1 protein-coding gene (cut by a window edge) is annotated in these 14,290 nt (G+C 73.2%); it reads right to left on the bottom strand.

Features of this window, described 5'->3' with window-relative positions:
* Positions 1 to 14,290, bottom strand: partial view of a non-ribosomal peptide synthase/polyketide synthase gene (locus NR798_RS28435; RefSeq protein WP_375765649.1) — the 5' portion only. The gene continues 14,252 nt to the left of window position 1, outside the view; only the first 14,290 of its 28,542 coding nucleotides appear in the window; the start codon lies at positions 14,288 to 14,290; its stop codon lies off the left edge, out of view.

The raw sequence follows: 14,290 nt of genomic DNA, 5'->3' as shown, positions 1-14,290 counted from the left end.
GGGCCTCCGGCGTGGCCACCACGCCCTCCAGCAGCACCCGCAGGTGCTCGGCCATGCGCACCACCGTGCTCTCGTCGAACAGGTCGGTGTTGTAATCGAAGCCGCCGACGTACCCCTCGGGCATGTTCACGAGCGTGAGCCCCAGGTCGAACTTGGCCACGTTCGTGTCGCCACTCACGAGGCTCAGCGTCAGCTCCCCGGTGGAGAAGTCCTTGAGCCGGGGCTCATCCAGCGAGAACCACACCTGGAAGAGCGGGCTGTGTCCCAGGGTACGCTCGGGGTGGAGCTCGTCCACCAGCTTCTCGAAGGGAATGTCCTGGTGGGCGTAGGCGCCCAGCGCCGTCTCCCGCACCCGAGCGAGCAGGGCGCGGAAGGAGGGGTCGTCCTCCATGCGGGCGCGCATCACCAGGGAGTTGACGAAGAAGCCGACGAGGCCCTCGAGCTCCGCCAGGCGGCGGCCGGCGACGGGTGAGCCGACGGTGATGTCCTTCTGGCCCGAGTAGCGGTGCAGCAGGGCCTGGAAGCCGGCCAGCACGAGCATGAAGGGGGTGACGCCCTCGCGCTGGGCGAGCGTCTTGAGCCCCTCGGACAGCTCGCGCGGCAGGCGCACGGGAAGCGTGGTGCCGCGGAACGTCTGCACCGCGGGCCGGGGCCTGTCGGTGGGCAGCTCCAGCATCGGAGGAATGCCCGCCAACTGCTGCCGCCAGTACGCGAGCTGGCGCTCCAGCTCCTCGTCCCGCAGCCACTGACGCTGCCACTGCGCGTAGTCGGCGTACTGCACCTCCAGCTCCGGCAGGGGCGAGGGCTGGCCCTGGGCGAAGGCCGCGTACAGCGCACTCATCTCCTGGATGAGCACGCTGATGGACCAGCCATCCGAGGCGATGTGGTGCATGACGACCACGAGCAGGTGCTCGGTGTCCGCCAGCTTCAGCACGGTGGTGCGCAGCAGGGGGCCGGTGCCCAGATCGAAGGGGCGCTCGCCCTCCTCGCGGGCCAGACGCAGGGCCTCGCTCTCCCGCGTGGCGCCAGGCAGCCCCTGGAGATCCACCTGCTTCACCCGCAGGGCCCGAGGGGCGTGGATGACCTGATGGGCCGCGCCCTCCTCGGCGTGGTAGGTGGTGCGCAGCAGCTCGTGGCGGCGCACCAGCTCCGTGAGGCAGCGCTCCAGGGCCGTCATGTCCAGGGGGCCGCGCACGCGCAGGACCGCGGGCATGTTGTACGTGGAGCGCCCGGGCTCCAGCTGCTCGAGGAACCACAGCCGCTGCTGAGCGGAGGACAGGGGCAGGGGGTGCTCCCGCGTGCCGCGCACGAGGGGCGGCAACCGGGGCTCGCGCGAGGTGCCCGCGGCGGCATCCAACTGCCGGGCCAGCTCCTCGAGCGTGGCGGACTCGAACAGCGAGCGCAGGGGCAGCTCCACGCCGAAGCTGGCGCGGATGCGGGCCATGACCTGGGTGGCCAGCAGCGAGTGGCCGCCGAGCGTCATGAACTCGTCCTGGAGGCCCACGCGCTCCAGGCCCAACAGCTCGCTCCAGATGGCGGCCAGCCGCCGCTCGGTGTCCGTCCGGGGGGCGGTGTACTCGGCGGAGGCCACGGCGTGCGTGCCCTCGGGGGCGGGCAGCGCCGCGCGGTCCACCTTGCCGCTCGTCGTGAGCGTCAGCGACTCCAGGCGGACGAAGGCCGCGGGCACCATGTAGTCGGGCAACCGCGACAGCAGCGCGTTGCGCAGCGCCTGGGCTTCCACCTGCTCGCCGGGCCGCGGCACCACGTAGGCCACCAGCCGCTTGTCACCCGGCACGTCCTCGCGCAGCACCACCACGGCCTGGGCCACCGCCGGGTGCTCGCCCAGCACCGCCTCCACCTCGCCCAATTCAATCCGGAAGCCGCGCAGCTTCACCTGCTCGTCGCTCCGGCCGAGGAACTCCAGCTCCCCGTCCGGCATCCACCGCACCACGTCCCCGGTACGGTAGAGCCGGGCGCCGGGCTCCTGGCTGAAGGGGTGCGGGATGAAGCGCTGCGCCGTCAGCTCCGGCTGGCCCAGATAGCCTCGCGCCACGCCCGCGCCGCCCACGTACAGCTCTCCCGCCACGCCGGCTGGCACCGGCCGCAGCCGCGCGTCGAGCACGTACACCTGCACGTTGGGCAGCGCCCGGCCGATGCCCAGCCGCTCCGGCCGCACCGGACCGCTGATGGTGGCGCAGACGGTGATTTCGGTGGGGCCGTAGGCGTTGAGCAGCGTCCGTCCGGAGGACCAGCGCCGCGCCAGCTCCGGCGTGCACGCCTCGCCCGCGGAGATGACGGTGCGCAGTTGGGGCAGGCCGCTCGGCTCGAGCTGTGCCAGCACCGAGGGCGTCAGTGTCACCGCGGTGATGGCCTGCTGCTCCAGCAGCGAGCGCAGCGGCTCGCTGGGCATGAGCTGCTCCTGGGTCGCCAGGCACAGGCAGGCGCCGGACACCAGCGTGGAGAACACCTCGCACACGGAGGCGTCGAAGCCGACGCTGGCGAACTGGAGCACCCGGCCCCCGGGTCCGTAGCCATGGGCCACGGCCACCTGCCGCGCGGTGTTGGCCAGGCCCCCGTGGGTGAGCAGCGTGCCCTTGGGCCGGCCGGTGCTGCCCGAGGTGTAGATGACGTAGGCGAGGTTGTCGGCCACCGCGCGGGTGTCCAGATCCTCGGTGGACTCGCGCTCCACACGCTCGCCGTGCTCGTCCATCAGGAAGACGAAGCCGGTGCGATCCAGCAGGTGCTCCAGCGAGGAGTGCGTGAGCAGCACTGGCGCGGGTGCATCCGAGGTGATGTACGCGAGGCGCTCCTCGGGCAGGGTCGGATCCAACGCCAGCCAGGCGCCGCCGGCCTTGAGGATGGCCAGCATGGCCACCACGCGCTCCACGGAGCGCTCCAGGAACACCGTCACCCGCACCTCGGGGCCCACGCCCAGCCGGCGCAGGTGGCGTGCGAGCTGGTTGGCACGCTCATTGAGCTCGCCGTAGGTGAGCGTCTCCGCGCCGAAGCTGACCGCGGGGGCGTGAGGCGCGCGGCGGACCTGCTCCTCGAAGAGCTGGTGGGTGAGCTGCTCCGTGTGCTGGCGCGCGGGGGAGCTCCACTCGCCCAGCACCTGCTGGCGCTCGGCGTCGGACAGCAGCGACAGGTCACCCAGGCGCGCCTCCGGCCCGGCCACCAGGGCCTCGAGCGCGGTGCGCCAGTGCGCCAGCAGCCGCCGCATGTCCTCGCGGTGCAGGCGCGGCTCGTCATGGGAGAGGCTCAGCCGCAGCCGCTCGCCCGGGATGACGGCGAGGGCCAGCGGGAAGTTGGCGCGCTCGAGCGTCAGGACGTCGCGGATGGCCAGCGAGGACGGGTGCTTGAGCAGGGCCTCGTCGAGGGGGAAGTTCTCCACGACGAGCAGCGACTCGAAGAGCGGCGTGCCGCGAGGCACCTGGCTCCAGGACTGGAGCTCCACCTGGGAGGCCGAGTCGTGCTGGAGCATCTCGGCGAGCCGCGCCTGGAAGGACTGGAGCCAGGGCAGCACTGGCGAGGCGTCCGGGGGAAGCTCCACGCGCACGGGCAGCGAGTTGATGAAGACGCCCACCATGCTGCCCGAGCCGCTCAGCTCGGGAGGACGGCCGGAGACGGTGGTGCCGAAGAGCACCTCGCACTGGCCGCTGTAGCGCGAGAGGACGAGCGCCCAGGAGGCCAGCGCCAGGGTGCTCAAGGTGACCTGGTGCTGGCGCGAGAAGGCCGTCAGGGCGGCGGTGGTTCCGGCGCTCAGCTCCTGCTCGTGCACGTGCAGGGTGGCCACCTGGCCCGCGGGCGGGGCGGCATGGGTGTCGGCCGGCAGGGGCGTGGGCGTGGTGAAGCCGGCGAGGGCGGTGCGCCAGAAGTGCTCGTCGGCGGCGGGCGCGCGCTGGCCCAGCCAGGTGATGTAGTCGCGGAAGGGCGGGCGCGACGCGAGCCGCGCCGGGACGCCGGAGCGGGCCGCCTCGTAGTGGGCCAGCACATCCTGGAAGAGCAGGCCGAGGCTCCACCCATCCAGCAGCAGGTGGTGGTGGTTCCACAGGAAGCGGTGGGAGTGCTCGCCCAGGCGGACGGCCGTCAGGCGCATGAGGGGCGCGCGGCGCGGGTCGAAGCCTCGCCGCCGATCCTCCTCCAGCAGCCGTTGGAAGCGCTCGCGCTGCTCGGCGTCCGGCACCTCACGCCAGTCGAGCACCTCGAAGGGCAGCGTGGCGTGAGCGTGCACGGCCTGGAGGGGCGAGGGCAGGCCCTCCCAGTGGAAGCTGGTGCGCAGGATGGGGTGGGCGTCCACGCTGGCCTGCCACGCCGCGCGGAAGGCCTCCAGGTCCAGCTGTCCGTCCATCGTCCAGGCCAGCTGGTCCAGGTAGACGTCGGAGCCGGGCGACAGCATCCAGTGGAAGAGCAGGCCGTGCTGCAGCTCGGAGACGGGGTAGAGATCCTCGAGGGCCGGGCCGGTGACGGCCAGCAGAGACTGGAGCTCGGAGTCCGCGAGGCGGGCCAGGGGGAAGTCCCCCGGAGACAGGCGGCGGGCATCCTCGGAGTGGCGCGAGGCGAGCAGGACGCGCACGTGGTGGAGCACGCGCTCGCCGAGCCGCTCGAGGGTGGCGGCCGTGTGCAGCTGTTCGCTGTAGCGCAGCACCAGGCGCAGGCGCCCACCGAGCACGGAGCCGATGACCTCCAGCAGATGGTCGCGCGCCCCGGCGGGAGCGGCCTGGGGGCCGGTGTCCTCGTCGGTGAGGACGAAGAGGGCACTGGCGGCGGCGGCCGTGTCGAGCTGGCCCAGGTAGTTGAAGAGGACGGGGGCGGCGGGCAGCGCGCGCAGGGACTCGGCGATGGACTCCGGCCCCATCCACCGCAGCAGGCCGAAGCCGAGGCCGGGCTGGGGCAGGCGGCGCAGCGAGTCACGCACGGAGCGCAGGCCGTCGCCGGGCGTCCCCTGGGCGGGCACGCGCAGCAACCCCGGGGTCACCGAGGTGAACCAGCCGACGGTGCGCGAGAGATCCACGCCCGCGAAGAGCTGCTCCTGGCGGCCGTGGCCCTCGATGTCCACGAGGACCTCGGGGTGTCCGGTCCATTCACCCATCGCCTGGGCGAGCGCCGTCAGTAGCAGCTCCTCCAGGCGGGCGCGCCAGGCGGTGGGCGCCTCCTGCAGCAACTGGCGCGTCTCGTCGGCTCCGAGCTGGACGGAGACGGAGCGCTCGGAGGCGCGGGGGGTGGTGCCCGGGGGCGGGCTGGAGGTGTCGAGCGGCAGGCCGGGCAGCCGCCGCGGGGCGAGCTCCCGCCACGAGGACGCCTCGGCGGTGAGGGCCTCGGAGCTGGCGAGGGACTCCAGGTGCCGGGCCCAGGTCTGGAAGGAGGTGGTCTTGGGAGGCAGTGCCACCGGCTGGCCCTGGACGAGCTGCTGGTAGACGGACTCGAGATCCTCCAACAGCACGCGCCAGGAGACGGCATCCACCACGAGGTGATGGATGCAGAGGAAGAGGTGCTGGGGCTGGTCCTCGCCGGAGTGGAAGAGGGCGGCGCGCAGCAGCGGGGACTCGGAGAGGTGGAAGGACGCCTGGAGCCGCGCGGTCTCCTCCCGCAGGGCCGAGGGCCGCTCCCCGGCGGGCCGGGTGCTCAGGTCATGCAGGTGCAGCCGCACGGAGTCCGGCGCGAGGGCGGCGTGCTCCTGGTGCCACGTGCCGTCACGCCGCGACAGGTGCAGGCGGAGCGCGTCATGGTGGGCGACGAGGGCATGGAGGGCTTGGCGCAGCGGCTCGGCCTGGAGGGGCTGGCGGGCGCGCAGCAGCACGGACTGGTTGAAGTGGTGGGCGTGCTCAGGATCCCTGTGCAGCAGGTGGCGCTGGATGGGCGTGAGGGGCACCGGGCCAGACGCGGGACCCTGATCGGCGGCCTCCACGGGGGCGGCAGGACGCGCCACCCGGGCGAGCCCGGCGATGGTCTGGTGCTGGAAGAGATCACGCGCGGACAGCAGCAGCCCGGCCTGGCGGGCATGCGCGACGACCTGGAGGCTGATGATGGAGTCGCCGCCCAGCTCGAAGAAGTTGTCGTGGATGCCCACGCGCGGCAGGCCGAGCACCCGGGCCCAGATGCCGCACAGGCACTGCTCGGTGGTGTCGCGGGGGGCGTCCTCGGTGGACGCGGAGCGCGAGAGGTCCGGGGCGGGCAGGGCCTTGCGGTCCACCTTGCCGCTGGACGTCAGGGGCAGCGAGGGCAGGGCGACGAAGACCGCGGGCACCATGTACTCGGGGAGCCGCGCCTGGAGCTGCGAGCGCAGCGCCTCGGCGCCGGGGGCCTGCTCTCCGGAGGCCGGCACCACGTAGGCCACCAGCCGCCGGGCTCCCGGGGAGTCCTCGCGCACCACCACCACGGCCTGCCGCACCTGGGGGTGCTGCTCCAGCGCCGCTTCGATCTCCCCCAGCTCGATGCGCAGGCCGCGCAGCTTCACCTGGAAGTCGAGCCGGCCCAGGTACTCGATGTTGCCATCCGCCAGCCAGCGCGCCTTGTCGCCGGTGCGGTAGAGCCGGGCCCCGGTGGAGAGCGGATCGGGGATGAAGCGCTCGGCGGTGAGCGCGGGACGGCCGAGGTAGCCGCGGCCCACCTGCACGCCGCCGATGTGCAGCTCGCCGGCGACACCGGGGGGGACGGGCCGCAGGTTCGCATCGAGGATGCGGATGACGGTGTTGGCGATGGGACGGCCGATGGGGATGGAGTGCCGTGGCTCCCCGGGCCGGCAGTGGAAGGCCGTGACGTCGACGGCCGCCTCGGTGGGGCCGTAGAGGTTGTGCAGCTCGGCCGAGGGCAGCCGCTGCAGGCAGCGCTGCGTGAGCTCCGGGGAGAGGGCCTCACCACTGCACACCACGCGCCGGAGGCTGCCGCAGCGCTCCAGGCCCGGCTGCTCGAGGAAGGGCTGGAGCATGGAGGGCACGAAGTGCGCGGTGGTGACGTGCTGCTCGGAGATGAGGCGCAGCAGGTAGTCGGGCTCCTGGTGGCCGCCGGGGCGGGCCAGCACCAGGCGCGCACCCACCATGAGGGGCCAGAAGAACTCCCACACGGAGACGTCGAAGCTGTAGGGCGTCTTCTGCAGCACCACGTCCTGCTCGCCCAGGCCGTAGGCGTGCTGCATCCAGAGCAGGCGGTTGCAGACGGCGCGATGGGTGTTCATGGCGCCCTTGGGGCGGCCGGTGGAGCCCGAGGTGAAGATGACGTAGGCGAGGTTGTCCGGGGTGGCGAGCGGGGCGGGCGCGTGCGTGGGCCGGGTGCGCGGCGCTTCGTCACCGAGGTCCAGGGAGACCACGCGGGCCTCGTGCCGCTCGGGAAGCCGCGGCAGCAGGGCGGGCTGGGCCAGCAACACGGCGGGCTGCGAGTCCTCCAGCATCCACTCCAGACGCTCGCGCGGGTAGCTCGGGTCGAGCGGCACATAGGCGCCGCCGGCCTTGAGGATGGCGAAGAGGCCCACCACCAGCTCCAGGGAGCGCTCGGCGCACAGGGCGACGCGCACCTCGGGCCCGACACCCAGCGAGCGCAGGTGGTGGGCGAGCTGGTTGGCGCGCTCGTCCAGCTCCCGGTAGGTGAGCCAGGCGCCCTCGAAGCCGAGGGCAGGTGCCTCCGGCGAGCGCCGCACCTGGGCCTCGAAGAGGTGGTGGACGCACGTGTCCACCGGCAGGTCGGCGCGGGTGTCGTTCCACTCACGCAGCAGCTGGTGCTCGGTGTCGGTGAGCAGCGGGAGTGTGTCGAGCGCTGCCTCCGGCCGGGCCACCACGCCCTCCAGCAGCACGCGCAGGTGCTGGCTCAGACGCGTGGCGGTGCTCTCGTCGAAGAGGTCGGTGTTGTACGACAGGCCGCCCGAGAGCCCGCCGTCGGCGAGCAGGCCGAGCTCCAGGGTGAGCTCGAACTTGGCCACGCCCGTGTCCACCGGGAGGGGCGCCAGGGTCAGCTCGGCCTGCCCCAGGGTGGGGACGGTCGCGTCCTGCAGGGCGAAGAGGGCCTGGAAGAGCGGGGTGCGGCTGAGGTCGCGCTCGGGGTGGAGCTCGTCCACCAGCTTCTCGAAGGGGACGTCCTGGTGCTCGTAGGCACCCAGGGTCGTCTCGCGCACCTGGGCCAGCAGCGCGCGGAAGGAAGCATGCGGGGACAGGCGCGAGCGCAGCACGAGGGTGTTGGCGAAGAAGCCGATGAGGCCTTCCGTCTCGGCGTGGCGGCGGCCGGCGATGGGCGAGCCGACGCTGATGTCGTCCTGGCCGGAGTAGCGCGCGAGCAGCACCTGGAAGGTGGCCAGCAGCAGCATGAAGGGGGTGACGCCCTCGCGCTGGCACAGGGCCTTCACCCGCTCCATCAGCTCCCGCGGCAGCTCCACGGGGACGGTGGCGCCGCGAGATGAGAGCACCGCGGGCCGGGGCCTGTCGGTCGGCAGCTCCAGGGCGTTGGACGCTCCGGCGAGCTGACGCTTCCAGTACGCGAGCTGGCCATCCAGCGCTCCGCCCTGGAGCCACTGGCGCTGCCAGAGGGTGTAGTCCGCGTACTGCACGGGCAGCTCCGGCAGGGGCGAGGCCTGGCCCTGGCGGAAGGCCTCGTAGAGGGCCGCCAGCTCCCGCACCAGCACGCCGAGGGACCAGCCATCGGAGACGCCGTGGTGCAGGTTGAACAGCAGCACGTGCTCGGTGCCGGAGAGCCGCAGCAGCGTGGTGCGCAGCAGCGGCCCCGTGGACAGCTCGAAGGGCGCTCTCGCGTCCTGGCGGGCGAGGCGCAGGGCCTCGGCCTCGCGCTGCGCCTCGGGCAGCTGCGTCAGGTCCACCACCGCGAGGGGACGCGGCGCCGCGGGCGCGATGACCTGGACGGGCTGGCCCTGCTCGGAGCGGAAGGTGGTGCGCAGGGACTCGTGGCGGCGCACCAGCTCGTCGAAGCTCCGCTGGAGGGCGGGGATGTCCAGGGGCCCTTGCAGCCGCACGGCGGCGGGCATGTTGTAGGTGGCGGTGCCCGGGGTGAGCTGCTCGAGGAACCACAGCCGCTGCTGGGCGAAGGAGAGGGGCGGCGGGCCCGAGCGCTCCACGCGGCGCGGGGCCGGGAGTGCGGAGGCCTGGCCCTGGCGGGCGGCGTCCAGGCGCGCGGCGAGCGCCTCGAGGGTGGGGGCCTCGAAGAGGGCGCGCAGGGGCAGCTCCACGCCGAAGGCGGAGCGGATGCGCGAGGCCACCTGGGTGGCCAGCAGCGAGTGGCCCCCGAGGGAGAAGAAGTCGTCCTGGCGGCCGACGCGGGGCACCTGCAGCACCTGCGCCCAGAGGGTGGCCAGCAACTCCTCGGTGGCGGTGCGCGGCGGCGTGTACGCGTGGGCGGGGGCGAGCCCGGCGCCCTCGGGCACGGGCAGCTGCTTCCTGTCCACCTTGCCGTTGGGCGTCTGCGGGAAGGCCTCCATCGGCACGAAGGCCGAGGGCACCATGTACTCGGGCAGCTTCTCCTTGAGGAAGGAGCGCAGGGCGGCCACGTCCAGCACCTGCCCGTCCTGGGGCACCACGTAGACCACGAGGCGCTTGTCACCCGGCACGTCCTCACGCACCAGGGCCACCACGGAGCGCACGGAGGGGTGCTGGAGCAGCACGGACTCCACCTCGCCCAGCTCGATGCGGAAGCCGCGCAGCTTCACCTGGAAGTCGATGCGGCCGAGGAACTCGAGCTGGCCGTCGGCGCGCCAGGACACCCGGTCTCCGGTGCGGTAGAGGCGCGCGCCCGGCGTGGGGGAGAACGGATCCGGCACGAAGCGCTCGGCGGTGAGCTCGGGGCGGCCGAAGTAGCCGCGGGCCAGGCCCAGGCCGCCCAGGTACAGCTCCCCAGGCACGCCGATGGGGACCGGGCGCAGCCGCGCGTCGAGCACGTAGGCCTGGGTGCCGGGCAGCGGGCGGCCGATGTGAGGCGTCGCCGTCTCGCCGGGCGCGACGGCCGTCCAGGTGGAGTAGGTGGTGTCCTCGGTGGGGCCGTAGAGGTTGTAGAGCACCTTCACCGAGGCGGCGGCGTGGATGCCCTGGGCCAGGGGCGCGGTGAGGGGCTCGCCGCACAGGTTGACGGTGTGCACCGTGTGGGGCACTGCGCGCTGGCGCACCAGCTCGGCCATGGCCGAGGGCACGGTGTTGATGAGCGTCACCTCGGAGACGGCGGGCAGCGACGGCAGGGCCAGGGCGTTGTCGGCCAGGTAGACGCAGCCGCCGCACGCCGGAGGCACGAACAGCTCGAAGACGGACAGGTCGAAGCAGACGGAGGTGGAGGCCAGCACGCCGGCGAGCTGCGCCGGGGTGAAGGTGTCGAGCGCCCAGCGCACGAAGGCCACCGCGCTGCGGTGCTCCAGCGCCACGCCCTTGGGGCGGCCGGTGGAGCCGGACGTATAGAGGATATAGGCCAGGTCCCCCGTCTGGTTGAGGCAGGGCGGGCGCGAGGCGGGGTGGTGCGAGAAGGCGCCGGGCTCGTCGAGCAGCACGAGGGTGGGGGCGTTCAGCTCGCGGGCCAACGGCACCAGCGAGCGCTGGGTGAGCAGCAGCGGGCTGCGCGAGTCTTCGAGGGTGAAGGCCAGGCGCTGGGTGGGGTAGGTGGGATCCAGCGGCATATAGGCACCGCCGGCCTTGAGGATGGCGAAGAGGGCCACCGGGAGCAGCTCGGTGCGCTCCAGGCACAGGGCCACGGGGACGCCGGGGCCCACGCCCAGCGAGCGCAGGTGCCAGGCGAGCCGGTTGGCGCGCTCCTCGAGCTCGCGGTAGGTGAGGCGCTGGGTGCCCGCGACGAGCACGGTGGCGTCCGGGGTGCGCTCCACCTGGCGTTCGAAGAGCTGGTGCAGGGCCACGTCCACGGTGGGGGCGGGCAGGGCGCGGTTCCACGTCTCCACCACCCGGCGGTGCTCGGCCTCGGGCAGCAGGGGCAGCTCGGACAGGGGGGCCTCGGGGTGGGCGAGCACGCCCTCCAGCAGCACGCCCAGGTGCTCCACCATGCGGGCCGCTGTGGCGGCGTCGTACAGGCTGGTGGCGTACTCCAGCGAGCCCACCAGACCCTGCTCCGACTCGGCGAGCTGCAGCGTCAGGTCGTACTTGGCCGAGTGGCTCTCCAGCTCCACGCCGCGCAGCGCCAGGCCGGGCAGGCGGAAGCCGGGCAGCGGATCCGGGTGGAGGATGAGCATCACCTGGAAGAGCGGGCTGCGGCTCATGTCGCGCACGGGCTGCAGCGTCTCCACCAGCTTCTCGAAGGGCACCTCCTGGTGGGCGTAGGCGCCCAGCGTCACCTCCCGCACACGCGCGAGCAGCTCGCGGAAGGAGGGGTTGCCACCCAGCTGCGTGCGCAGCACCAGGTTGTTGACGAAGAAGCCGATGAGGCCCTGCGTCTCGGCGCGGCCGCGGCCGGCGATGGGCGAGCCGACGCTGATGTCCTCCTGGCCGGAGTAGCGGTGCAGCAGCGTCTGGAAGGTGGCCAGCAGCAGCATGAAGGGCGTGACGCCCTCGCGCCGGGCGAGCACCTGGAGCCGCTCCCACTGCTCGCGGGACAGGCGCACCGGGAGGCTGGAGCCGCGCGAGTCCTGCACGGGCGGACGGGCCCTGTCGGTGGGCAGCTCGAGCTGGGCGGGCGCGCCAGCGAGCTGCTGCTTCCAGTACGCGAGCTGTGCGTCCAGCACCTCGCCCTGGAGCCGCTGGCGCTGCCAGAGGGTGTAGTCCGCGTACTGCACGGGCAGCGCGGGCAGGGGAGAGGGGCGGCCCTGGGAGAAGGCCTCGTAGAGGGCGGCCACCTCGCGCACCAGCACGCCCATGGACCAGCCGTCGGAGGCGATGTGGTGCATACACAGCACCAGCACGTGCTCGGTGCCGGAGAGCCGCAGCAGTGTGGTGCGCAGCAGCGGGCCGTGGGCGAGATCAAAGGGGCGCAGCGCCTCCTGGTGGGCCAGGCGCAGCACCTCGGCCTCGCGCTCGGGGGCAGGCAGGGCGCTCAGGTCCACCCGCGCCAGCGGCACGTCGCCCTCGGGCCGCACGTGCTGCACGGGCTGCTCCTGCCCGGGCTGGAAGGTGGTGCGCAGCGACTCATGGCGCCGCACCACCTCGGCGAAGCAGCGCTCGAGGGCCGCGGCATCCAGCGAGCCCTCCAGGCGCACGGCGGCGGGGAGGTTGTAGCGCGGGCTGCCCGGCTCCAACTGGTCGAGGAACCACAGCCGCTGCTGGGCGAAGGACAGCGGCAGCGGCCGCGCGCGGGCGTCCTCCGGGCGCGGTGCCAGCACGTCCGTACGCGTCCCCTGCCAGAGCTTCCCTGCCAGCTCGGCCAGGGACGGCCCGCTCAGCAGCGCCTCCATGGGCAGGGCCACGCCCAGTCCCTTCTCCACCTCGTACGTCAACTCCACCGCCGTCAGCGAGTCCACGCCGTAGCGCGTGAGCGGCTCGTCCCGCTCCAGCTCCCCGGGGGCCACCTTCAGCCGCGAGGCCAGCCGCGTCCGCAGCCACTGCTCGAGCGCCTCGAGCGTCTGGGGCTGGGCCTCCTCCACCGCGGCGGCCGTCGCCGGCTGCGCGGGGGCCGGGACGTCCGCGTCCCGCCGGGCCTCCCACGCCTCCACCAGCCGCAGCTCCCCGGCCAGCCAGGCCGCGCGGGTGGCGCGCCGTTGAATCTTCCCGCTGGACGTCTTGGGCAGGTTGCCGGGCTCGATGAGCACCAGCGCATGGAGCTGTAGCTCGTGCACCTCCGCCACCCGCTGGCGCAGCTCCCGCACCACCGTGTCCAGCTCCAGCGGCTGGCGGCGCGTGTCCGCCTCGTACACCAGCACCAGGCGCTCCTCGCCCTCCACCTCCACCGAGAAGGCCGCGCCACACCCGGGCCGCAGCGCGCGGCTCGCCTGCTCCGCCGTCAGCTCGATGTCCTGCGGGTGGTGGTTGCGCCCGCGGATGATGATGAGATCCTTGAGGCGGCCGGTGACGAAGAGGTGGCCGTCCTGGAGGAAGCCCTGGTCTCCGGTGCGCAGGAAGGGGCCCGCGCCATCCGCCGTCCGCGCGTGGAAGTCGCGCCGGGTGTCCTCGGGGCGCCCCCAGTAGCCGCGGGCCACGCTCTGGCCCCTCACCCAGATCTCCCCCACCTCACCGGGCGCGCAGCGCACGTGCGTCTCCGGGTGCACGGCGAGCACCTCCTGATCCTGGAGGGAGCGGCCGTTGCCCACCAGCGTCTGGGCCTTCGGGTGCTCGGCCCCGGTGGGCACCACGCGGCCCTCGCGCAGCCGCTCCACGTCCAGCGGTTGGGTGACGAGCGGCACGCCCACGTCTCCGCCCGAGACGATCAGCGTGGCCTCGGCCAGGCCGTAGCAGGGGTAGAAGGCCTCGCGGCGGAAGCCGCTGCACGCGAAGGCCTGGGCGAAGCGCTCCAGCGTCTCCGGGCGGATGGGCTCGGCGCCGCAGAACGCCACCTCCCAGCGGCTCAAGTCCAACGCCTGCCGCTCGGCCTCGGTCGTCTTGCGCACGCACAGATCGAAGGCGAAGTTGGGCCCGCCGCTGATGGTGCCCCCGGTGCGCGACAGCTCCTCCAGCCAGCGCAGCGGGCGGCGCAGGAACGTCATCGGCGACATGAGCGAGGTGGAGAAGCCCCCGTACACCGTGCCGAGGATGCCGCCGATGAGCCCCATGTCATGGTAGGGCGGCAGCCAGATGACGCCGGCGCTGCGCTCGTGCATCCGGAACGCGCCGTGGATGAGCCGCAGGTTGTGCAGCAGGTTGCCGTGCGTCAGCTCCACGCCCTTGGGCGTGCCGGTGGAGCCCGAGGTGTACTGGAGGAAGGCCAGCGAGTCCCGCTCCAGCTGAGGCCTGCGCCAGTCCGCTTCCACGCCCTCGGGCAGCTCGTCGGTGGCCACCCAGCGCAACGCCTTCAGGTCCGGCGCCGTCTCGAAGAGCATCTCCCCCATGGAGAGGATGAACGAGGTGGTGAGCACCAGCGTGGCCTGGGCGTCCTGCATGATGGCGCGCAGGCGCGGCAGCGTGCGCTCCAGCCGGGTGGGATCCGGCGGATAGGCGGGCACCGCCACCACGCCCGCGGCCATGCAGCCGAAGAACCCCGCCACGTACTCCAACCCCGGAGGGTAGAGCAGCACCGCGCGCTCCCCGCGCGCCGCCACCTGCTGCAGCAGCGCGCCGATGCTCCGCGCCTTCCTCAGCAGCCCCGCATGGCTGAGCACCGTCTGCTCCCCCTCGGCGTCCTCGACGAAGGTGAAGAGCGGAGTCTCCTGGCGCAGCTCGGCACGCTCCTCGATCAACTCCAGCAGCGTGTTCGCTTGGGAGGCGGGGACGAACGGCTTCAT

The organism is Archangium gephyra (assembly GCF_042230915.1).
GTDB classification, from domain to species: Bacteria; Myxococcota; Myxococcia; order Myxococcales; family Myxococcaceae; genus Archangium; species Archangium gephyra_B.
This window is presented reverse-complemented; position numbering and strand designations above follow the sequence as displayed.